Below are 22,936 nucleotides of genomic sequence, written 5' to 3'. Positions count from 1 at the left end.
TGCTTAGAAATCGAAATGGTCGGGGTCCGGCCCGATCCGAAGGTTCTCGTTCAAGGCGCCAATCCGCGCCATATCCTCGGCCGTTAACTCGAAATCGAATACGCTCGCGTTCTCGGCAATGCGGTGTGGCTTGGTCGATTTCGGAATGGTGATCACACCGTTCTGCAAGTCCCAACGAAGGAGGATCTGCGCCACCGATTTCCCATAATGGCGGGCAAGCTCAACCAGTAAAGGATGATCCAGCAATTGCCCTTGCATCAGCGGGGACCAGGCCTCCATTTGAATGCCGTGCTCGCGGCAGAAGGTTTGCACTTCTTGCTGCGTCAGACGCGGATGGTATTCGACCTGGTTAACCATCGGAACGATCTCCGCGTCCGCCATTAAGTCCTTCAGATGATGAACCTGGAAGTTGCTGACGCCGATCGCTTTGACTTTTCCGGCTTTGTAGAGCGTCTCCAACGCCCGCCAGGCTTCTTTGTATTTACCAGCCACTGGCCAGTGGATCAGGTACAGATCGAGATAGTCCAAACCCAGCTTGCGCAGGCTCGTTTCATAAGCGGCCAGCGTCTCTTCGTATCCAAGGTCGTCATTCCATACCTTGGAGGTGACAAACAGGGCTTCACGCGGGATATCGGCTTGCCGCAAACCTTCGCGGATACCTTGTCCAACGCCCGATTCATTCCCGTAGATCGCTGCGGTATCGATGCTGCGATAACCGTAGGCGATGGCGGATTTGACCGCGTTGACGAGTTCGGGACCCTCTTCGACCTGGAAGACGCCAAGGCCCAGCCAAGGCATCTTCACTCCATTGTGCAGCGTAGTGGTATTTTGTAAATGGGTGATCATAAACATTGAACCTCCTGTTGAAGTTTAGGATGAGTGTGCGTTTCTTGCCGATCTTTCTGTTCTAGGACGCGGCTCCAGCCGGTGAGAACCACCGCGGCCGCGACCATCAGCGCGCCGATCCACGAGGTATGGATGAGGCCGATTGAATCGGCGATGATTCCGCCGAGGTAAGACCCAAGGGCTATTCCGGCGTTAAATGCCGCGATGTTGATCGCGGAGGCGACGTCGACTGCAGAGGGGACGAATCGTTCCGCCAGCATGACGACATACACTTGCAGCCCCGGTACGTTCATGAAGGCCAGCAGCCCCATGAGGAAAATGGTTGCCAAGCCGGCGGCCTTAAACGGTGCTGTAAACAGTAAGGCCAGGAGGATGAGCGCCTGAACCATAAACATATAGAACAAGGCGCGGATCGGCTGACGATTGGACAGCTTGCCGCCAACCATGTTACCGATGGCAATCGCAACGCCGTACACGAGCAAAATGACGGCGACGGCACTTTCCTTAAAGCCCGTAATATCCAGTAGGATCGGCGACAGGTAGGTGTAAACGACAAAGGTGCCGCCATACCCTAAGGCCGTGATCAAGAACAGGAGCAGCAACCGCCCGTTCGTGACCAGCTTCACCTGGTCGCGCAACGCGGTTCGCGTCCCTTTCCGCAAGCCGGACGGAATCAGCAGGCTATTGGAGATGAAGCCAAGCAGTCCGACGGCGACGATCAAGATAAATGCAGCGCGCCAGCCAAGCTGCTGTCCGATAAAGGTGCCCAGCGGAACGCCGGTGACCGTCGCCACGGTTAAACCGGTGAACATGATCGATATAGCGCTGGCCCGGCGGTGTTCCGGCACCAGGTCGGCGGCAATCGTGGAACCGATCGACATGAACACGCCGTGCGAGAAGGCGGAGACGACCCTTGCGACGAGTAACATGCCGATCCCGGTCGCCGCGGCTGCCAGGGCATTGCCGATCATGAACACGACCATGATCCCTAGCAGCAGCGTTTTGCGTGACAACCGTGCCGTTAGTGAGGTGAGAACCGGCGCCCCGAAGGTGACGCCTAATGCATATAAGGAAACGGTCAACCCCGCCGTGGTTGTAGAGATGTGCAGATCCTCGGCGATCAAGGGCAGCAGACCCACGCTGATAAATTCGGTAGTTCCGATCGCAAAGGCGCTAATCGCCAAGGCAAGCAACGCCATGACACTTCGTTGTTTATCCATAAGCCTGTTTTTACCTCCCTGTGATGATGTTGAATAAGTGTGGCCGGCGTTCTGCGGCAATTCGGCAGAAACGAGCGACAAATGCTATTATGGGAGATAGGGCTAAATTTGAGAAGTACGCACTTTGAAGTGATATAGGCACCAAAAAGTAGGGTAGGTACATTTTAGTGCCTATGAAAAGGAGCGAAGACGATGAAAGAGAAGAAATACAATATTTCCGTAGAAGCGACGCTGGAGGTGATCGGCGGGAAGTGGAAGTGTGTAATCCTGTGCCACCTGACGCACGGACGAAAACGGACCAGTGAATTGAAACGACTGATGCCCGACATCACGCAGAAAATGTTAACCCAGCAGCTGCGCGAGCTGGAGGCAGACGGGGTTATTCGCCGGATGATCTACCAGGAGGTCCCGCCCCGGGTGGAATATGAGCTAAGCGAATATGGAGATAGCTTACGCGGGATTCTGGATGCGCTCTGCGCTTGGGGAGAGCAACATATCTGCAAGGTATACGGCAGCTATGATGTTCTGGATGAGAACGTCTTAAACGAACATTTGAAATCGTGAAGCGTCATCGGTTATGCTGTCCATGAAAAGGAGCGATGGATCGATGAAACCCATCACGGTATTGATTGCAGACGACGAGGCGGAAATCGCCGACTTGATTGAACTGCACCTGGCCCGGGAAGGATACCGCTGCATCAAAGCGGCCGACGGACAGGAGGCGCTGGATGCCATCCGGACGCAATCCGTGGATCTGGCCATTCTGGATATTATGATGCCGAAGATCGACGGGTACGAAGTGACCCGGCAAATCCGCGAGCAGTATCATTTGCCGATTATTTTTCTAAGCGCCAAGGCAACCGATCTTGATAAAATCACCGGTCTGGTTCGTGGGGCGGACGATTACATGACTAAGCCGTTTAATCCGATGGAGCTGGTGGCCCGGGTGAACGCTCAATTGCGACGTTTTATTCAACTGAATCCTTCGGTTGCCGCTCCGGCGGACGAGCCGGTGTTGGAGGCGGGAGGACTCGTGATCCATCCCGAACAGCGGACGGTCTTTCTGTACGGCGAACCGGTGGAGCTTACGCCCAAGGAGTTCGATATTTTGGTGCTGCTCGCCAGCCATCCGAAGAAGGTGTTCAGCTCGGAGCATATTTTTGAGAAGGTCTGGGGCGAGGCTTATTTTGAAGGCGGGAATACGGTGATGGTGCATATCCGGACCCTGCGCAAGAAGTTAGGCGAAGATCAGCACAAGAACAAGCTCATTAAAACCGTCTGGGGAGTAGGGTATACGTTCAATGGATAACCACATGGATAAACCGAAGTTTCGCAGCTTCCGCTTCCAAATGATCCGTTTGTTTGGTCTCAGCATGCTGCTCTCTGCCGGGACGACCTTTCTGGTCTACCTGGCCCTGCGGGGGTATTACCATACGCTGCTTCGGGAAGACCCGTTGTATGATGTCCGTCGGATTATGCGTGAGATCGGCGACATCAACGTATTTTTGATTATTTTTATCCCGCTCTCGTTCTTATACTTCTATCTGCTTACCCGGCGATACGTCGCGTACTTTCGAGAAATTTCCCGGGGGATCAATCAGTTGGCGGGGGGAGATTTCACGAATCGGGTCCATGTTCCTTCCGGCGACGAATTCGGGGAGATTGCACGGGACATTAACTTGGCGAGCGAGAAGTTGCAGCAGGCGGTGGAACGAGGGGATTTTGCCGAGAACAGTAAGGAACAATTGGTGCTGAACTTAGCCCATGATCTGCGAACCCCGCTAACCTCTGTCATCGGATACCTGGACTTCATCTTGCAGGGCAAGGATTTAACCGCCGAGCAAATGAAGCATTACACGACGATTGCCTACACCAAGTCGCAGCGTCTGGAGAAGCTGATCGACGAGCTGTTTGAAATTACACGAATGAACTACGGCAAGCTGAATATCCACCGCCGACCCCTGGACTTGAGCGAGCTACTGACTCAATTGACCGAAGAGATGTACCCGATATTTGAGAAAAATCAGCTGGCCGCCCGTCTGGAGACGGAGCCGCAGCTGATGATCTCCGGCGACGGCGATCTGCTCGCCCGCGTCTTTGAGAACCTGCTGTCCAATGCCGTTCGTTACGGCAAAGACGGGGAGTACATCGACGTCCGCGTGGAATTGGACGGGGGAGAGGTTGTCGTGCGCCTCACCAACTATGGGGACTCCATTCCGCCGGAAGAATTGCCTCATGTGTTTGACATGTTCTTCACCGGCGATCGGGCGCGTACGCACCAGGAAGGCAGCACGGGGCTGGGCCTGTTTATCGCCAAGAATATCGTGGAGCAGCACGAAGGCGCCATCTCGGTGCAAAGCGATCTGATCCGTACGGAGTTTGAGGTGCGTTTGCCGAAGCTCGGATCTCAAGAAACACTTCGTCATGACAAGCTGACTTAAGAAAAAGTTTAGGTTTACCCCACTTTTGATTTTAACAGTCCGCCTTATGCTTAAGAGCAAGAACGGCAGGAGGATTGGGAAATGAAAAAGTGGGTTTTTTTGCGTGCGCCAAAAGGCCAAGCCTTTTTGGGATTCGCAAGGTGGCGACGCGGGGATGCCGCAGCGGCCGGGTTTTTCCTGGCGCCGAGCGTGGCCGGGTTTGCGGTCTTCTATCTGATCCCGTTTGGGATGAGTCTCTTGTACTCCTTCCAGAGCGGTACCTCCGGCGGAGGGTTCGCCGGTTTAGCGAATTACCGAGAGCTTCTAGCCAGCGACTCGTTCCGGAAGGCAGCAGCTAACACGCTTTACTTCAGCGCGATTGGCGTCCCGTTGATGCTGGTGCTGTCCTTGATTCTCGCCTTGTTGTTAAATCGGCAGATTTACCTGCGGAAGTGGCTGCGCACTTCGTACGTGCTGCCGCTGGTTGTGCCGGTAGCTTCGGTCATTCTCATCTGGCAAATGATATTTGACTGGAATGGCGTGCTGAATGATGCCCTTAGCCGCTTTGGGATGGAACGCGTGGACTGGATGAAGACCGGGGCCGCTCGGTATGTCGTCATCGTGGTGTATTTGTGGAAGAACATCGGCTACAACGTGATTTTGTTTCTGGCCGGCTTGCAGCAGATTCCCAAGGACTACTACGAAACGGCACAGGTCGAAGGCGCAGGACCCGTTCGCCGATTCTTCGGCATCACGCTCGTTTATTTGACGACCACCACGTTCTTCGTAGTCATCATGTCCATTATCAACTCGTTTAAGGTATTCCGGGAGACGTATTTGCTTGCGGGCGATTATCCGCACGACAGCATCTACATGCTGCAGCACTACATGAACAATATGTTTGTTTCGATGGACATTCAGAAGTTGACGGCTGCCGCGGTGTTAATGGTTGCCGCTATCCTGGCGATCGTCCTGGGCTTGTTCGGGCTGGAACGCCGATACCGACAATTCATGGAATAGAAGGTCGCTTTTTCAGGACGAAGTAATTCATGAAGCGGGCTCGACATCGAATCTTGAATTCACCAGGGCCTTCCGTTGCTCACGTACCCAAAACGTACGCTGCGCTACTCAGTCCCTAGCTTCATCCAACCTTCTCGGTCCTGCAAAACCGACAAAAACGCGCATATTTAGGAGGTGCAGGACGTGCAGGCGTTCCAAACGATACGTAAGGTTTTGTTAACCGGGGGGATGAGTGTAGTCGCTGCGATGCTGCTGTTCCCGATCATCATTACGTTCACCAACTCGCTGATGAGCGAACAGGAGCTGGTCATCGATTACGGAAATATCGGGAAATTGACGGAGGCGACCTCAACCGGTGCCGAAACCTTCGTCAATTTGAAATGGGTGCCGGACCAAGTCACGTTGGAGCAATACGGTCAACTGTTGGTACATACCCCTAACTACTTGCTGATGTTTTGGCATTCCGTAGGGCTGGTGCTGCCGATCATCGCCGGACAAACGGCGGTGGCCGCAATGGCGGCTTATGCGCTTTCGAAGCTGCGGTTTCGCGGTCGCGACGCGGTGTTCCTGGTGTATTTACTGTCGATGCTGATGCCCTTTCAGGTCACGCTGGTCCCCAACTATCTCATGGCCGATAAGCTGGGGCTGCTGCACCATTCGGGAGCGGTGATTCTGCCGGGGATTTTCGCCGCATTTGGGGTCTTTATGCTGCGCCAGTTCATGCTGCATATCCCGTACGCCTATCTCGAGGCCGCCAAGATGGACGGCGCCGGTCATCCGAGGATCTTTCTGACGATCATCCTTCCGATGGTCAAACCGGGTCTCGCCGCGTTGGTGATTTTATTGTTCGTGGATTACTGGAACATGGTCGAGCAGCCGTTGGTCTTTTTGGATCCGCTCCAGCAGCCTTTATCAGTTTTCTTGTCGAGATTAAGCGGCGAGTGGGGGACTGCCTTTGCCGCCTCGATGTTGTACATGTCGCCGATGGTGCTGCTGTTCCTTTATGCCGAAACCTATTTCATCGAAGGCGTGCAGCTGTCCGGAATCAAGGGGTAAGGAGGAGAAGCTGACGACATGGAGCTTACGAAAGAACAAACCGATCGCAAGAGGAAAAAGATGATATTCATCGCCTTTACGGCTCTGATGGGAGGATTACTGTTTTTCACCTTGTTCAGCAACACACTGCAATCGGTGACGTTGCCGAAGGTCCGGACGGGCCAAGCCAAGCTCGGCGGACTTACCTATAAATTGGAGGCCAGCGGTGTATTGCAGCCGGCCAAGCAGGCGGAGCTTCCCAATCCAGCAGGCTGGAAGGTTCGGAAGGTGCTTGTGAAGGAAAGCGACCGGGTGAAGAAAGGTCAACCGCTCGTACTCTACGACAGCGCCGCCGCTGAGCGGGAGCTGGAAGATGAGTCGGACCAGCTCAAGAAGCAGCGAATTGCGCTGGAGACGATTCAGGACCAATTCATTGAAGCCACGGTTGGCGGCGACGAGACAGAGCTTCGGGAAGCGAAACGCGAGCTGGAAACACGTAAATTGGATCTCACTGTACAGGAGAGGAAAATCGAGGGCCTAAAGGAGCAACTCGACCGCCAGCGCGAGCTCGTTGCCCCGTTTGATGGAGTCGTTACTAAAGTGAACGCGGTAGAGGGTTTGGCTTCGGCCGGACAACCGGACATGGTCGTATCGAGCGACATCGAGGGCTACCGCTTGGAGATGACCGGCGATGCCGAGGTGATCGGCCGCCTGCAGGTCGCGACCGGGCAGACGCTTGAGGTCGCGGTTGCCGCCTCAGGCGATCAACCGGCTCGTACGTTAGATGGAACGGTGGAGGAAATCGCTGACGCGGGATCACGAGTCGCCGGGTCAGCGGAGGATCCCGTCGGAATGACGGCAACGGTACCGCAGAAACGGCTGCGCATCCAGGTGGCCGACCCCGGCCTGAAAGGGGGTGAGCAGGTCTCGATCAAGCTGGAACAGACTTCCGCGGACCAAGGTTGGCTCCTTCCGAACGAAGCGATTCATCGCGACGGCGGTACGCGGTTTATTTTCAAGGTGGAGGAGCGGCGCGGGGCTTTGGGTAACGAGTTTATCGCTCGTAAGGTGACGATTGAAGCAAGCTTAGGGAATGAAGAAGAAACGATGATTCCGGCGGACCGCCTGTATGAGGGGGATCTGATCATTCTGGAAAGCAGTGAACCGCTGCAGGATGGGAACCGGGTTCGTTTGCAATAAATAAGATCTAGGAGGCGTGACCCATGGAGAAACGGATGGGAATGACAATAGGATTGGCAATCATGATGATGATCGCATTAACCGCTTGCGGTGCCGGAGCGGAGAGCGCCGGGGGAAAGCCGGCTTCGGAAGGAGGTAAAGCCGCCCTAATCTTATCGGTACAGGAGGCAACCTCATTCTACGAGGCGTTGGAGCGAAAGTTCGAAGCGAAATACCCGGATATTGATTTAACCGTCCAAGCCTACAAACAGGCTGGAGAACAGTGGAAACCCGGAGAGATGGAGGAGTATAAGAAGTCGATCAATACGGTGCTGCTCTCGGGGCAAGGGCCAGACGTCATTGAGATGAACAGTCTGCCTATCGGTGATTATGTTGCCAAAGGTCAACTTCAGGACATGGATTCCCTGCTAAGCGGGGATTCATCGATCAAGAAGGAGAATCTTCAAGCGAATATCCTGGAGGCCACCAAGGTGAGCGGCGGGTTGTACGCGATTCCAGGCGGGTACTCGCTGCGGGCATTCATCGCCGACGGCCAAGTGTTGAAAGACGCCGGTATTTCGGAAAAAACGTGGACTTGGCAGGATTTTGCTGAGAAAGCGAAGACGCTGACGCAGGGGAAAGACAAAGGGGTTGCGATGGCGGAGTATCCGCCGGATATGCTGATGCAAGAAATGACGGTAGATAACTATGAGACCTATGTGGATACGACAGCCAAGCAAGCCAAATTCGATTCCCCGGAATTCGTGGCCCTGCTGCACCAAGTCAAGCAAATGTATGACGATGGCGTGATGACCGCCGAATCGGCCGGCCCCGGGAAGCAGTTGTTCTACTCCGCCGTGTTATTCGAGCCGGCTGATGTGATCAATGTGCCGCATAGGTACTTCGAGCATCCGATGCTGATGCAGAAGCCGCATCAACCGGAACAATCGGGCACGATGCGAATCGTACCCTCCTCCCAGTTCGGCATCCGCGCGAGCACGTCTGTCCCGGATGAGGCCTGGAAGCTGGTCAGCTTCCTCCTGACGGAGGAGGTACAACAGATGCCGGAGCACAGTGGATTTTCGCTGCTGAAATCGGTGAACGAAGAGAAGCTGACCGATATTCAGAAGCAAATCGCGGACGGCAGCTACAAGCTGCCTGACGGGACAACCGTGCAGGCGGAGGATGAGGAGTTCGTCCGGTTCGGGCAGATGCTGGATACGGTGGACCAATTCTCGCAGCTTGACGGGAAAGTGATCGCTATTGTAGGCGAGGAGTCGTTGGCTTACTTTAGCGGGCAGAAATCCGCAGAGGAAGCCGCCAAGCTGATTCAGAACCGCGTAACCACTTTTTTGAACGAATAATACGGCTTGAAGTCTGTATCTCTTGAACATTCTGGAATCCCTGCCTCGGAAGGAGGTGGGGGTTTTTTTGCGCATATTGTTTATTGCCTATTGCTGTGGAGAAATTAATAGTGTATGATGCATAGTATAAAACATATTGTATGACACATAGTATACGACAAATAGGATTAGATAATGAGGTGAAAGGATGAACGCCTTACTGAATTCATTGATCACGGAGCTCCGTCGCGGAACGTTGACCTTAGCCGTGCTGAGCCAATTGCGGACGCCGCAATACGGGTATTCGCTGGTTCAACGTTTGGAGCAGTCAGGGATTTCAATTGATCAAAGCACGTTATATCCGCTGCTGCGCCGGTTGGAGAAGCAGGAGCTGGTAACCAGCAGCTGGGACACGTCGGAGAGCCGACCTCGCCGCTATTATGTGCTGAGCGCATTTGGTTTGGAGATCTTCGAGCAGTTGAAGCAGGAATGGGAGAAGACCTCTCAAGAGTTGTACACATTGTTAAAGGGGGAGAAGGATGATGAGTCCGTTGGAACTGATTGAGCTTTACATTTACGAAGTCACTCGCCGGCTGCCGGAACAGAGCCGGGAAGATATCGCGTTGGAGCTGCGCTCCACGATCGAGGATATGCTGCCGGAGGATTACGGCGAAGCCGAAGTGAAGGAGGCGTTAAGCCAATTAGGAGATCCGGCGGCGCTGGCCGCACAGTACCGGGATCAGCCGGCGTATCTGATCGGGCCGCGATACTATGATTCCTATATTCAAGTAATGAAAATGGTTATCCCGATTGCGGTCGTCATTGCACTCCTTTCGTTGATTGCGAACCAAATCATCACGTATTCAGGAGAAGTGGCTCCGGTAGATGCCGCGGCGAGCCTGATCAACAAAGCCATAACGGCGGTGCTTGGCACAGGCCTTCAAGCCGCGTTTTGGATTACCTTGGTGTTTGTCATTCTGGAGCGAACGGGGACCGGGAAGGAGTTGCCGCTGAACGGCAAATTCAAAGCTTGGACGCCGGATGATTTGAAGGATACCCGCTATGTCCCTAAGGAGAAAGTGATCAAGAAAAGCGAGGTTTTCGTCAGCCTCATGTGGACGGCGATATGGGGATGCGTATATTTTAATGCGGATCGGTTAATCGGCGTGTATGAGAACAGCCGAATCCGGGTTGAAATGACGACGCCGGTCTTTAATCAGGAAGTGCTGCTCTCCTATTGGCCGTTTATCGTACTCATTCTCGTTCTCGATGTCGCCTTGGCGATCTATAAATGGGTTGTCTCCCAATGGACCGTACCGATCGCGTTCCTAAACGTGGCGAATCACGTCCTCTCCGCAATTGTGTTCGCGGTGATGATTCGTAATGCCGATCTGCTGTCCCCGGGTTTTATGACAAAAATGGAGGAGATCTTCGGGCCGCAACCCTTGGGCGTGTCCGGCTTCAGTTCCGGGTGGGTGATGTGGTTGGCGTTGTTCGCCTACTTGTTAGCGGCAGCCCTTGACAGCTACCAGGGGTTCCGCAAAGCCAACATTTCCAAACAGGTGAAATAACACGACATCAAAAATCCCCGCTCTCTTTGGTAAAGAGGGCGGGAATTCTTTTTATGAGCTCAGCTTAAGGGGTTGTTTTCCGGGATCGATAAAGCAGGATGCCCAGCAAGATGGCGAAATACAAGAACAGGGCGGCGAAGGTGTATATGTACATCACCGGCTGCTGTTGCAGGTACCCGACAATCGGGATGTTTAATATCAGCAGCAGCGGGAACCCAAACATAATCGCCGTTGCGCTGCCCATAACCAAATTATCGGTCGTATTCGACTGAAATTTCGGATCGACGGCTTTGACAAGCGCGAGCCCCGTGGAGATCGTCCCGGTCAGCATCCCGTAGAAGCCGAGGATATTTGGCAGCTTATCCTCCGGCAGTACACGCGGCACTAACCACATCATAAACCACACGGTGATTAACCCGCCTGCGGTCGTTAAGATGAGCACCGGCGTCAGATATTGCTTCAGCGAGTAGATCGAGATCGCAGCGATCGAAGCGGCGATCATGTAGTCGAAGGAGAACCCGGAGATCCGCTGCAACAGGTAGTTGTTTGGAGAATGCTCCAACTGGAAACCGGCTTGTTTCCAGCGATTAAGAATCCACCGGAACAACATTGCAAACAAGCTTCCGATCAGGAAGTGGAAGCCGATCAGCAGTTGGGCCAGCGTCTCGCCGTACGTTCCGAGGGGCGTCAACACCGCTTCGAGCCCGCGTATCGTCAAGTAGGTGACAAGATAAATGAAGCCGATGAGCGCGATTTGGTACGTCAGCTTGTCAATCGCGTCGCTGAGCGGAATTTCACCCTCCTCCGATTTCTCCGTGACTTCCGTTCGTTGTTTGCGAGAATCGAAGGTATGCTGCTTGTATTTGGGATGCCGGATCAAGAAGTTCATCAGGATGATCCCCGGAATGACCGCCCAGATAAAGCCAAACCCGGCGATTGTCTGGCCGAGATTTCCGCCGCCTTCAAGACCGAGCGCCTCCCAGCGGCTGCCGATGGAATAGGCTTGTCCCGGACCTTGCCCGTAACCCAGAGGGAGCAGCAGACCGATGCCTGGGAACATGCCGGGATAGAAGAATTCCGTTAGCAGCAGGAATAACCCGAACCCCACCAATCCTTGGATAAGGTACGTTGATACAATTAACATGCCGGATTTCATGACCGCCGGACTGTTGGACACCTCCCTCTCTTTGAGGGAGAGTGCAATGAACCCGATCGCCATCAGATGGTAGACGAGCTGACCCAGGCGGTCGATATCAAATCGGAGCCAGCCGAGCAACTCCGGGCCGACGATCAGACCGAGGATCCCGGCGACCATAGAAGTCGGCACGATAATTTTGCGCAGAAGCGGAATACGTGCCTTGAGGATGGCCGACACGACCATCAACAAAGAGAGAAGCGTAAAGTCGATCACGAAAGACCATGAATGATCCAATGGGGAACCTCCTAGTTGAGCCGTGGTGTACGCTGAACCAGCGCGGTAATAAATTTGAGCCATTTATAGGCTGAAGTTCGCGGTTGATAAAATAGGAATCGGTACAGCGTATCCCCCGCGTAAAATTCAAATTTGTGGTGAAGCTGTACGTTCAAGCCCTCCAGCTCGGAAAACGGGAAGGAATAGGACGGCCCGGTTTCTCCCTGAAAGGAAAGGGCAGCTTCCTGAGCTGCGCTCCATTGCAGTTGTCCCGTTCCCAGCGATTGAAAGGGCTGTTCCCCTTCCGAAACATACAGATGTACAGGATCACGCATGACCTGTTCCCAGGTTGCCAACCGCCCCGGTTCTAGCAACCCTTGTTCCAGCCGTTCCAACTGCCAGCGATTCCAGTCCCGCGTAGTCGAGAAACGTAAGGAATGGGTAAACGGGGCGAACTTGCCCTGCGGCGTGTAACGCACAGTATAACCGCAGCTTGTGCAGCCGAACAGATCCTGTTCGGAGCGAAGGTGGCCTGGAGCGTCGCAGTGCGGGCAGATAAATAACAGGCGCTCCAAATAATGCGCCGGGGCTTTGCCGTAATAAGCGGCTCCAGTATGAGACTGCCATTCCGCATCGTCATGCGCCAATGCCTCCGTCAGCAGCTCATGAATCTGCTCTGGTGTATGGTTTGTGAACGCGCCGGCCTCCCATTTTTTCACGAGGGAGATACGAAGGGGGCCCCTGCGGTGGCTCTCCGCCCAACGGGGGAACGACAGATGGCCGCCGGATATCGTTGCGATGACCACTGGAAGATCCAGCATCTTCACCAGCTTGGCGGTGGAGAAAATCAACGGCTCCGTCGTCCCATCCCAGTTCCGATTGCCTTCCGGGAACAAGCCGATAACCCGTCCATGCTGCTTGGCCTTTAACATGCCGCGGATCGTTCGCGTATCGTTTTTATATTTGGTTTTCGGGATGGCCCCGGTATAATTCAACAGCTTGGCAAGCAATGGGTTGCGGAACAGAGAGGCTCCGGCCACAAAGCTGATGGGCTCGTCCACGTAGCAATTGATGTATAGCGGGTCCCAGTTGGTGACATGGTTCGCCAAAATGAGATAAGGCGGCTTCAGACCCACCGTGTCATTTCGCTCGATTTTGATCCGGGAACGGCTCCGGATGATCGCGTGCGCCACGGACAACAACACCCGTTGCACGAGTTTGCCCGGTTTTTTCTCTATACTCACGAGTTCACTTCCTGAAGGGTCATTTTCAAAAAACACATTAATATTGTTATATCATATTTTGGTTTAATTCGTAGGCGAGAACTTATCGGTACAGAAAAAAGAACGGCCGGGGCCGTTCTTGGGAAATACAAAAGCCCTTGCTCCGAAGGGCGGAAGGGCTTAAAGGGGTAGAAGAAAGAGATGGTGATTCCACCTTACTATCGTTATCGGAAATCCGGCGGAACCCGCCGGGCCACGCCGGTGGCAATGGCCGCCTCAATGACCGCTTTACGCACAAGCGGAACAACCTGATCATTAAAAATACTCGGGATAATATACTGCTCATTCCGCTCTTCATCCGTGACGGCGGAGGCGATAGCTTCGGCAGCGGCCAGCTTCATCGCTTCGTTGACCACGCGCGCCCGGCAATCCAAAGCGCCGCGGAACACGCCGGGGAACACGAGCACGTTGTTGATCTGGTTCGGGTAATCACTCCGGCCGGTCGCGAATACGGCCGCATGCGTCAACCCTACTTCGGGATCTACCTCAGGCTGCGGGTTGGCTAGCGCAAACACGATCGGCTGCTCGTTCATGGACCGCAGATGTTCGCCGCGAAGCAGGTTGCCTGTCGAAACGCCGATGAACACATCCGCACCGGGCAGGATGTCCTGCAGCGAGCCGGTCTTACTTTCCACCTGCGGTTGTTCTGCTAGCCACTGCCACATCGGGTAGGCGTACGTACCGCCGCGGACAATCGCCCCCGCCTTGTCCACCGGAGCGAGCTTCGTCACGCCGGCGGCGAGCAGCATTTTGCAAATGGAAACCCCCGCTGCGCCAACACCGCTCACCACGACCCGAACTTCGGATATCGACTTACCGACGACCTTCAGCGCGTTGAGTAAACCCGCAATCACTACAACCGCTGTTCCGTGCTGATCGTCATGGAAGACCGGGATGTCCAGCTCTTCCGCGAGCCGCTGCTCAATTTCGAAGCACCGCGGTGAGCTGATATCCTCCAGATTAATTCCGCCAAAAATCGGGCTAACCGCTTTAATGGTACGAATGATCTCCTCTGTATCGCTCGTATCGAGACAGAGCGGGAACGCATCGACCCCGGCGAGCTGTTTGAACAGCATCGCCTTGCCCTCCATCACCGGCGCAGCCGCGTACGGGCCAATATCGCCAAGCCCCAGCACGGCGGTGCCGTCCGTGATGACCGCCACGGTGTTACGCTTGATCGTCAGCGAGAACGCCTTGTTTGGGCTCTCGTGAATCGCCGTGCAGACTTTAGCGACCCCGGGCGTGTACACCTGCGACAGATCGTCGCGGTTGCGGATCGGCATCGTTGGCTCAATCGTGATTTTGCCGCCAAGATGCATGAGGAACGTGCGATCGGAGACGTTAATTAGCCGGACGCCATGCAGCTTGCGCAGCGCCTTGACGAAATCCGTTTCCTCCCGATCCCCGGTATCGACGGTAATGTCGCGTACCGAGGAGCCTTTGGCTGAGGAGATGACGTCAATCGATGTAATGTCGCCTCCCGCACCACTCACCGCAGCGGCGACATCGCCGAAGCTGGCCTGCTTATGGTCGAGCTCCAATCGGATGATAATTAATGTACGTGCCATTGCTTAAATCCACCCCCGCCATTTTACCGCCTCGGTCATTCGCTTCAGCCCAACGATATACGCGGCGAGACGCATGTTCACCCGGCGAGTTGCCGAGGTCTGATAGACCTTGTGAAAAGCGTCAACCAACAGCTGCTCCAGCTTCGCGTTGACTTCCTCCAGCGGCCAGTAGTAACCCTGATTATTTTGCACCCATTCAAAATAGGATACGACCACGCCGCCCGCACTCGCTAGGACATCCGGCACAATCAGGACCCCGCGTTTGGACAAAATTTCAGTCGCCGCATAAGTCGTTGGCCCGTTGGCCGCCTCAACGATCAGCTTCGCTTGGATATTCGGGGCATTTTGCTCGGTGAGCTGGTTCTCGATCGCTGCGGGTACGAGGATATCGCACTCCTTCACCAGCAACTCCTGATTCGTGATCCGGTTGGGATAGAGATGGGTTACCGCGCCAAAAGAGTCCCGACGATCCAGCAGCTCCAGGATATCGAGCCCATTCGGATCGTACAACGCCCCGCGCGCGTCGGCGATGCCCACAATGACGGCCCCGGCGTCGTGCAGAAACTTCGCCAGGTAGCTGCCGGCATTGCCAAAGCCCTGGATGATGATACGCGAGCCCTCCACCGCCATGCCGGCCATCTTCGCGGCTTCCTTGAGCACGATCGACACGCCGAGCGCCGTCGACGATTCCCGCCCGTAGGAGCCGCCAAGCACCAGTGGTTTGCCGGTGATAAAGCTAGGCGAGTCGAATTCGCGGATCCGGCTGTACTCGTCCATCATCCAGGCCATCACCTGCGAGTTGGTGTAGACGTCGGGCGCGGGAATATCCTTGGCCGGCCCGACCATCTGGCTGATCGCCCGCACATACCCGCGGCTTAACGCCTCCAGCTCCCGCATCGACATCGTCCGCGGGTCGCAAGCGACCCCGCCTTTGCCGCCGCCGTAGGGCAGCGCCACGATGCCGCACTTGATGCTCATCCACATCGACAACGCCTTCACTTCCTCGGCCGTAACGTCGGGGTGGAACCGCACGCCGCCTTTGGTCGGCCCGATCGCGTCATTGTGCTGCGCGCGGTACCCGGTAAAGACCTGGACCGAGCCATCGTCCATCTTTATCGGAATCCGCACGGTCAGCATCCGCAGCGGCTCCTTGAGCAGGTCATACATGGCCGGCGGCTCGTTCATCGTCTCCAGCGCCATCCGGATGACCTGTTGAGTACCGGTCAAGACGTCCGTATTTTCCGAAAGTTTGCGTTTCCCGTTCATAATCATGGGTTACCCTTCTTCCGTCCCGTAATGGGGCAATAATTGAGGTGGTTCAGCAAACAGCTCATCGCCGTGAAGTCTACTAACTCGCCGTTGTAGCTCTAGCACTTACCGCAGATCTAACGCTTGCCACAAGCCTTAAACGGGCTGAAATTGCCGCTTTGCAACTCTAACGCTGATCAAGGAGCTTATTGCTCGATTTTGCAGGCGAATATAGGTGTTTTCGTTGAAATAGCGTGTCTCAGCGTCGTTAGAATATTTGTTGGGCCGAAATTGCCACAATAGCGTTCCTCATCAGCGTTAGAGCAGAGAGCACTGGTTATGCGACTAGTGAGTAGGGGGGGCCTACAGTTTCCGAGAAGTCAGCTTGGCTTGGGTGAACAGCAGCAGGTAGTCGTAGCCTCCGGCTTTCGAGTCAGTACCCGACAGGTTAAAGCCGCCGAAAGGATGGGCGCCGACCAACGCCCCGGTGCATTTGCGGTTAATGTACAGGTTGCCGCAGTGCATGGTTTCCAACGCTTCGCTGATGCGGTCCTCCTCCCGGGAAAAGAACGCCCCCGTCAGCCCAAACTCGGTGTCATTGTACATCGCGATCGCCTCGCGCCAATCCTTTGCTTGGCCGATGGCCAGCACCGGCCCAAAGATCTCCTCCTGCATGATACGGGCCTTCCCGTCAACTCCGGCGAACACGGTGGGTTCGATGTAGTAGCCGTTGCCCTCGGCTTGCCGCCCCCCGGCGAGCAACTGCCCTTCCTGTTTGCCAATCTCGATGTAATCGAGGATTTTGCGGAAGGAAGCTTCATCAATCACCGGCCCGACCGCCTTATTCTCCTCGGGTAAGCCGATCTCGAGCTGCTTCGTTAATCGCACGACTTTCTCCACGACCTCATCGTAGACGGACTCCACGATCAACGCGCGTGATCCGGCAGAGCATTTTTGCCCCTGGTAGCCAAAAGCCGAAGCGACGATAGCTTGTGCAGCTGCATCCAGATCCGCGGTTTCATCAACAACGATGCCGTCCTTACCGCCCATTTCGGCGACAAGCCGTTTGATCCAGATTTGTCCCGGCGCCGGTTCGGCCGCTAACTTGCTGATGCGAAGCCCAACCTCCTTCGAGCCGGTGAAGCTGATGAACCGGGTTTGCGGGTGTGTGGTCAGGTAATCGCCAACCTCACCGCCGCTGCCTGGTATAAAGTTCAGCACCCCGGCCGGCAAGCCGACTTCTTCCATTAAAGCCGCGAACTTATAGGCAATGACCGGCGTGTTGGAGGCAGGCTTGAGCAGCACGGTATTCCCGGAAACGATCGCCGCCGAAGTCATGCCAACGCAGATCGCCAGCGGAAAATTCCACGGTGGAATAATGACACCCACGCCCAGCGGGATGTAGGTCAACCGGTTTTGTTCCCCAGGGACCGGGGTCAGCGGCATCGTTTCGTTGATCTCGCTCAGGCGGATCATTTCCCGCGCGTAAAAATTCAGGAAGTCAATCGCTTCCGCCGTATCGGCGTCGGCCTCCGCGTAGTTCTTGCCGGCTTCGAGCACCATCAGGGCGGAGAACTCGTGTTTCCGCTCGGTCATCAACGCAGCGGCCTTCAGCAGGTACTGCGCGCGTTCGCGGGGCGGGACTTTTTTCCACGATTCAAACGCTTCGAGTGCTGCCTGCATAGCCTGTTCCGCCAGATCTCGGTCGGCCTTGCTGACCCATCCAATCGTTTCATCGAGATTGCCGGGGTTGATCGAGTGGATTTTCGTATCCGTAAAAATATCCCTACCCCCGATCCTTAACGGGATCTCCCGTCTCAGCTCTTCCGACTTCACGCGGGCGATCGCTTCCTCCATCGCTTGCCGGGCCGGCTCCTGCCGAAAGTCAGTAAACGGTTCGTTGCGGAAACCCTCCAGTTTTGCCATTGTGCTCATAGGGGCGTGCTCCTTTACGAATGGATTTTCGAATTATTTAAATAAGTTTTTCAACACAAACCACACATTAGCGGGACGTTCGGCGAGGCGGCGCATAAAGTAACCAAACCAATCGCTTCCAAAAGGAACGTACACGCGCACCTTATAACCTTCGTGAACGAGCGTAAGCTGCAAATCCTCGCGGATCCCAAACAGCATTTGAAATTCGTAGCGGTCAGGCGGAATGGCTAATTCTTGAATCGTTTGCTTGGCGTAGTCGATGATCTGGGAGTCATGGGTTGCAATGGCGGCATAACCGCCGTTCTTGAGGTGGGTAGAGATGAGGCGTTTGAAATTTTCGTCGACGTCCGGCTTGGCCGGATAGGCGACCGTCGGTGATTCCTTGTAGGCCCCTTTAACGAGGCGAAGGTTGGGCTTTAGAGATTTGAGCGCTTCTACATCATCCAGGGAGCGATAGAGGTAAGCTTGAATGACGATCCCTACGTTGTCGATTTGCTCGCGCAGGCGTTTGTAGAGGGCGATCGTTTTTTCACATTGGGCAAAATCCTCCATATCGATGCGTACGAACAAGTCGTGCAGACGAGCCCGCTTCAAGATCGTGGTCAGGTTGTTGAGACATACCTGTTCACTAATCCCCAGCCCCAGCGAGGTGAGCTTCAGCGAGAGATTGGCCTTGACTCCAGCTTCGGCGATGGCGTCCAATGTCTTCAGGCACATCCGTGTAGACAGTTCAGCTTCGGCCTCCGTGGAGACGAATTCGCCAAGATGGTCGAGAGTAGCTTCCCGTCCAGTTGCATTCAGCACGCGTACGGCTTCGATCGCTCCTTCGATGGTCTCCCCGGCCACAAACCGGCCGGCACCAAAGCGGAGGCCATATCGGCGAGCCATGCGGCCCACGGATTGGCTTTTGGCGAAGGATTGAAACAGAGTTCGGAGTAACGCATCCATAGGCATCCATCCTTTTCCAATTCTCATTGTACACAAAATATACAATATTTTAGATTTTTGAACAATATAAATTCAAAAAATGAACAAAATTATTTTAAAGTAATGAAAAAGTGTTCAGTAATGAACAATTAATAGTGGACTCCAACCTGATTCTCGTAGATGGAATGTTGAACCCGGCCTGCTTTCGTGTTAGATTTACAAGTAAAATTTCACAACGTGCGAGGTAGTTATGTTCAATCATGAACGAATATCGTTCCGGCGGGATCTGGTTCGATTTCGGCCGGAAGAGAAGATGAGTGCGCTGCTTGCAGCGCTGCATGGCGACCGGACGGCGGCCGTTGAGTTGGGCGGGACGCAGTATTTATTGATGCCAGGTGACGCTGAGGTGCTTGAAGTCTGTGGCGGGGGAAGCATCGGCGAAGGTCTGCTGCTTAGCGGAACAAGGTTCGCCGCCGTATCGGCAGTGTTCCGGGAGTCGGAGCTGGCTCTTCCGGTCAGCGAACTGGCGTCGCGGTGGTATGGTGCCGATACGAGTGGGCGACCCGCGTTGGTCGTAAATGACGAACAGGAGCCCATCGGATATCTCTCGCTGCTGGACCTGCTGAAGCAGGTGGTTGACCGCCAGCAGCGGGCAGAGGCGTATTTCGATGCGCTGCTGGAGACGGTCAGCGACGCGGTGACCGTGGTCGACCGGAACGGAACGGTGATCGGCTGGAACGCGGTAGCGGAGGAAGTATACGGCATCGCCAAGTCGGACATCGTTGGCCGCACGATCGGCGAGCATTTTGATCCGGACGCGCTGGTCGTATTAAGCATACTGGACGAAGGCCGGCGGCTGCGCGGGGCTTACCACCGTCCACGGGAGGGCACGCATGTCCTGATCAACGCGTCGCCGATCATAGAGCCGGGCGGCGGGATTATCGGAGGCGTGGCGACTGAGCAGGACATCACCCATCTTGTAAAGCTGAACGACGAGCTGACGGTTGCGGCATCCCGTCTGTTGACCCAGCGTGTCCATGATGAGGATCCTTTCGCCTTGATCAGCGGTCGCGGGGAGAGCATGGGCATGGTGATCAAGCTGGCCAAGAAGTTAGCGGAGACGGACTCCGCCGTGCTGCTGATCGGGGAAACCGGGGCGGGCAAGGAACAGTTGGCGAAAGTCATCCATCGGGCCGGGGCGCGGGCAGAAGGCCCCTTCTTGTCGCTAAGCTGCGGGGCCGTACCGGCGGGTTTAGCCGAAGCCGAGCTGTTCGGCTATCAGGGCGGCGCCTTCTCGGGACAGCCCTCGGGCCAGGCCGGGCGGTTGGAGGCGGCGGACGGCGGTTCGATCTTTTTGAATGAAATCGAATGTTTGCCGCCTGAGGTTCAGGAGAAGCTGGCGAATTTGATCAAGCGACGTACGGTGACACGGATGGGGGCTTCGGAGGAGGTACCCGTCTCGGTGCGGATCTTCGCAGGCACCAGCCAAGATCTGGAGCAGCTTGTGCGGGAGGGTAAATTCCGGACCGATCTTTATTACTTGCTGAACGTGGTATCGCTGAAGGTGCCCCCGCTGCGCGAGCGGAGGGAGGACCTGGGCACGCTCGTGCAAATGTATTTACGCGTCTTTTCACTTCAATATCAGAAGGCGTTACCGGTTGTTTCGCCGGAAGTGATGCTGGCGTTTGCGAATTACGACTGGCCGGGGAACGTGAGCGAATTGCGGGCGGTCATCGAGCGCTGCGTGATTTTAAGCGATCATGAGCAAATTACGCTGGAGCATTTACCGGAAGCGCTGCAGCGGCAGCAAGCTCAGTTGGAGTTCGCGGCGACGGGCAATGAGGGTATGATGTTTGTTGGCGATGCTGACGGTTCTTCCATGACCAAGACGGAGGACGCGAATCGGCTGGACAAAATGCTGCGTCCGCGGATCACCCCCGAGGAAGAGATGGAACTTTTGAAGGAGGCGCTGGAGCGCACGTCGGGCAATAAGAGCAATGCAGCCAAACTGCTGGGCATCTCCCGCGGGACGCTCTATAAAAAAATCCGCGACTATAATTTAGTTTAAAGAACGAGACTTCCGCCACATCATGGGCCGAACCCTTGCTTGGGCTCCTGCATAGCATATAGCACATTTGCAGGAATAGGGGCGTGACTCCATGATAGGGATAGAGTTGTCGGCGATTCATTATGTATACCTGGCGTTTATCGTCTTGATTATGGCATTGCTGATCAAGCGGCGCGACACGACGATGATTTGCGTGGTGGGGATTTTTACACTGGGGCTGCTGGCGACGGAAACGCTCAGCGGATCGGTGTCAGGGATCTTCAACTCGTTTATCTACGCAACCAAAGAGTTAATGGGTACGATCATGATTATCTCGATCATCGTGGCCATGAGCCGGGTGCTGATTCGCACGGGCATTAATGAGACGATGGTTTCGCCCTTGACGCGGTTCATCCGAACGCCAACGATGGCGTATTGGGGCATTGGGATCATTATGATGGTGACTTCTCTGTTCTTCTGGCCTTCGCCTGCCGTTGCGCTGATCGGCGCCGTCTTACTGCCCGTAGCCATTCGTGTGGGATTGCCTGCATTGGGGGCGGCGGTGGCGATGAACTTGTTCGGGCACGGCATCGCCTTGTCCGGGGACTATATCATACAAGGAGCGCCGAAGCTGACGGCGGATGCCGCGGGCCTGCCGGTGAGCAGCGTCATGACGGCGAGTGTGCCGCTGGTTCTTGTCATGGGTCTGGTGAGCACGGTAACCGCCTTCTATCTGATGCGCCGCGATCAGCAGAACGGGACGTGGCGTGACGGCTTGGTCGCCGGGAAAGGCACAGGCGGCGTGCTTGGCGAGGATCGTCCGGCGAGTAAGGAGGACCGGGCAGCGATCTCCCCCCAGGCCGAAAAATGGCTCGCCATCCTGATCCCGCTGCTCTTCGCCGTTGACGTCATCGCCATGTTCCTGCTGGATTTGCAGGGCGGCGATGCGACGGCGCTCGTAGGCGGCACGGCGGTGCTGATCCTCATTGGCGTGACGCTGCTGGCACACCGGAACCGGGGCCTGGAGAAGGTCACCACGTACCTGATCGAAGGGTTGACCTTCGGCTTCAAGGTGTTTGGCCCCGTGATCCCAATCGCCGCATTCTTCTATCTTGGCGACGCGGCGTTCAAGGAGCTGTTCGGACAGGTGCTCCCCGAAACGTCGCACGGGATCGTAAACGACCTCGGCGTGGCGCTGGCCGACGTCGTTCCGCTGAACGGCATCGTCGGCGCCGTGACCCTCGCCGTCACAGGGGCGATCACCGGCCTGGACGGCTCCGGCTTCTCGGGCATTTCGCTGGCCGGCTCGATCGCCCAGCTGTTTGGCACCGCCATCGGCTCCGGCACGGCCGTATTGACGGCGCTGGGGCAGGTCGCCGCCATCTGGGTCGGCGGCGGCACGTTGATCCCGTGGGCGCTCATCCCGGCCGCCGCCATCTGCGGCGTGAGTCCGTTCGAGCTCGCCCGCCGCAACCTGAAGCCGGTGCTCATCGGCCTCGCCGTGACCACCGTGGTGGCGATGTTCTTGGTGTAACGAGGATGATTTTACGAAGGAGGCGGGGTTCCGCCTCTTTTTGTGTGGAAAGTCTCTCTCTCTCCGTCTACTCCTCCGCCATGTCGCACCAGAATCTCTTTCCGCTGACGTTCGGCAAACTAAATTAGCTCCAAAACCTACTGTTAATTTCTAAAGTTCGATCTGAGATCACAAATTACATGTAAAACCTACCGTTAATCTAGTGTGTTTCTCACCATGTCGCCATTTTGAGCTAATTAACAGTAGGTTTTACCGTTAATCGGGACAAAACTATGCTGACCTTCTAAATTAACAGCAGTTTTTACCGTTAATTCATTCCAACATCCCCGCCTACCTCAAATCCCGCTAC

19 protein-coding genes are annotated in these 22,936 nt (G+C 55.4%); 11 read left to right on the top strand and 8 right to left on the bottom strand.

Going from position 1 to position 22,936, the window contains the following annotated elements; all coding sequences use genetic code 11:
- Nucleotides 1-3: 3 nt before the first annotated feature.
- Nucleotides 4-846, bottom strand: coding sequence for an aldo/keto reductase (locus M0651_RS04820; protein ID WP_248550713.1), 843 nt, complete (start codon nucleotides 844-846; stop codon nucleotides 4-6).
- Complete coding sequence (locus M0651_RS04815; RefSeq protein WP_248550712.1) at nucleotides 843-2,066, bottom strand: MFS transporter; 1,224 nt, start codon at nucleotides 2,064-2,066, stop codon at nucleotides 843-845. The genes M0651_RS04820 and M0651_RS04815 overlap by 4 nt, the downstream gene beginning before the upstream one ends.
- Before the next feature lie 192 nt (nucleotides 2,067-2,258).
- Here M0651_RS04815 and M0651_RS04810 point away from each other — a divergent pair, with 192 nt between their 5' ends.
- The 9 genes from M0651_RS04810 (at nucleotide 2,259) to M0651_RS04770 (ending at nucleotide 10,634) form a co-directional block, all read left to right on the top strand.
- A complete protein-coding gene (locus M0651_RS04810; RefSeq protein ID WP_248550711.1) occupies nucleotides 2,259-2,630 on the top strand; it encodes a winged helix-turn-helix transcriptional regulator in 372 nt (123 codons plus the stop codon).
- Nucleotides 2,631-2,673: 43 nt separating this feature from the next.
- Nucleotides 2,674-3,375 carry a response regulator transcription factor gene (locus M0651_RS04805; protein ID WP_248550710.1) on the top strand — a complete coding sequence of 234 codons (702 nt, stop codon included), beginning with the start codon at nucleotides 2,674-2,676 and terminating at the stop codon, nucleotides 3,373-3,375.
- 4 nt (nucleotides 3,376-3,379) lie between these two features.
- Nucleotides 3,380-4,507, top strand: a complete 1,128-nt coding sequence (locus M0651_RS04800) for a sensor histidine kinase (RefSeq protein ID WP_308195464.1) — start codon at nucleotides 3,380-3,382, stop codon at nucleotides 4,505-4,507.
- An 81-nt stretch (nucleotides 4,508-4,588) separates the two neighbouring features.
- The gene (locus M0651_RS04795) at nucleotides 4,589-5,506 is read left to right on the top strand and encodes a carbohydrate ABC transporter permease (RefSeq protein ID WP_248550708.1); all 918 of its coding nucleotides are present in this window, start codon (nucleotides 4,589-4,591) and stop codon (nucleotides 5,504-5,506) included.
- A gap of 228 nt (nucleotides 5,507-5,734) precedes the next feature.
- Nucleotides 5,735-6,562, top strand: coding sequence for a carbohydrate ABC transporter permease (locus M0651_RS04790; protein WP_248550927.1), 828 nt, complete (start codon nucleotides 5,735-5,737; stop codon nucleotides 6,560-6,562).
- Between the two features lie 18 nt (nucleotides 6,563-6,580).
- Nucleotides 6,581-7,741 (top strand): efflux RND transporter periplasmic adaptor subunit, encoded by a 1,161-nt coding sequence (locus M0651_RS04785; protein ID WP_248550707.1) that lies wholly within the window; start codon nucleotides 6,581-6,583, stop codon nucleotides 7,739-7,741.
- A 23-nt stretch (nucleotides 7,742-7,764) separates the two neighbouring features.
- Nucleotides 7,765-9,084, top strand: a complete 1,320-nt coding sequence (locus M0651_RS04780; protein WP_248550706.1) for an ABC transporter substrate-binding protein — start codon at nucleotides 7,765-7,767, stop codon at nucleotides 9,082-9,084.
- 187 nt (nucleotides 9,085-9,271) lie between these two features.
- Nucleotides 9,272-9,628, top strand: coding sequence for a PadR family transcriptional regulator (locus M0651_RS04775; protein WP_248550705.1), 357 nt, complete (start codon nucleotides 9,272-9,274; stop codon nucleotides 9,626-9,628).
- Nucleotides 9,606-10,634, top strand: a complete 1,029-nt coding sequence (locus M0651_RS04770) for an HAAS signaling domain-containing protein (protein ID WP_248550704.1) — start codon at nucleotides 9,606-9,608, stop codon at nucleotides 10,632-10,634. The genes M0651_RS04775 and M0651_RS04770 overlap by 23 nt, the downstream gene beginning before the upstream one ends.
- 64 nt (nucleotides 10,635-10,698) lie before the next feature.
- Here M0651_RS04770 and M0651_RS04765 read toward each other — a convergent pair whose 3' ends face one another.
- The 6 genes from M0651_RS04765 to M0651_RS04740 form a co-directional block, all read right to left on the bottom strand.
- The gene (locus tag M0651_RS04765) at nucleotides 10,699-12,066 is read right to left on the bottom strand and encodes a sodium/glutamate symporter family protein (RefSeq protein ID WP_248550703.1); all 1,368 of its coding nucleotides are present in this window, start codon (nucleotides 12,064-12,066) and stop codon (nucleotides 10,699-10,701) included.
- Between the two features lie 11 nt (nucleotides 12,067-12,077).
- Nucleotides 12,078-13,289 (bottom strand): lysophospholipid acyltransferase family protein, encoded by a 1,212-nt coding sequence (locus tag M0651_RS04760; RefSeq protein ID WP_248550702.1) that lies wholly within the window; start codon nucleotides 13,287-13,289, stop codon nucleotides 12,078-12,080.
- 203 nt (nucleotides 13,290-13,492) lie between these two features.
- Nucleotides 13,493-14,896, bottom strand: a complete 1,404-nt coding sequence (locus tag M0651_RS04755; RefSeq protein WP_248550701.1) for an NAD-dependent malic enzyme — start codon at nucleotides 14,894-14,896, stop codon at nucleotides 13,493-13,495.
- 3 nt (nucleotides 14,897-14,899) lie between these two features.
- On the bottom strand, nucleotides 14,900-16,168 hold the full coding sequence (locus tag M0651_RS04750) for a Glu/Leu/Phe/Val family dehydrogenase (RefSeq protein ID WP_248550700.1): 1,269 nt from the start codon (nucleotides 16,166-16,168) through the stop codon (nucleotides 14,900-14,902).
- A 339-nt stretch (nucleotides 16,169-16,507) separates the two neighbouring features.
- Nucleotides 16,508-18,079 (bottom strand): L-glutamate gamma-semialdehyde dehydrogenase, encoded by a 1,572-nt coding sequence (gene pruA / locus M0651_RS04745; protein WP_248550699.1) that lies wholly within the window; start codon nucleotides 18,077-18,079, stop codon nucleotides 16,508-16,510.
- Between the two features lie 33 nt (nucleotides 18,080-18,112).
- A complete protein-coding gene (locus tag M0651_RS04740; RefSeq protein ID WP_248550698.1) occupies nucleotides 18,113-19,027 on the bottom strand; it encodes a proline dehydrogenase family protein in 915 nt (304 codons plus the stop codon).
- Nucleotides 19,028-19,256: 229 nt separating this feature from the next.
- Between M0651_RS04740 and M0651_RS04735 the strand changes: the two genes are divergently transcribed.
- Both M0651_RS04735 and M0651_RS04730 read left to right on the top strand, forming a co-directional pair.
- Complete coding sequence (locus M0651_RS04735) at nucleotides 19,257-21,074, top strand: sigma-54 interaction domain-containing protein (protein WP_248550697.1); 1,818 nt, start codon at nucleotides 19,257-19,259, stop codon at nucleotides 21,072-21,074.
- 94 nt (nucleotides 21,075-21,168) lie between these two features.
- On the top strand, nucleotides 21,169-22,587 hold the full coding sequence (locus M0651_RS04730) for a hypothetical protein (protein WP_248550926.1): 1,419 nt from the start codon (nucleotides 21,169-21,171) through the stop codon (nucleotides 22,585-22,587).
- Nucleotides 22,588-22,936: the final 349 nt, after the last annotated feature.

The sequence above is a fragment of the Paenibacillus mellifer genome, from assembly GCF_023195895.1.
GTDB classification, from domain to species: domain Bacteria; phylum Bacillota; class Bacilli; order Paenibacillales; family Paenibacillaceae; genus Fontibacillus; species Fontibacillus mellifer.
Note: the sequence above shows the minus strand (reverse complement) of the source record. Positions and strands in the feature narration are given on the sequence as shown.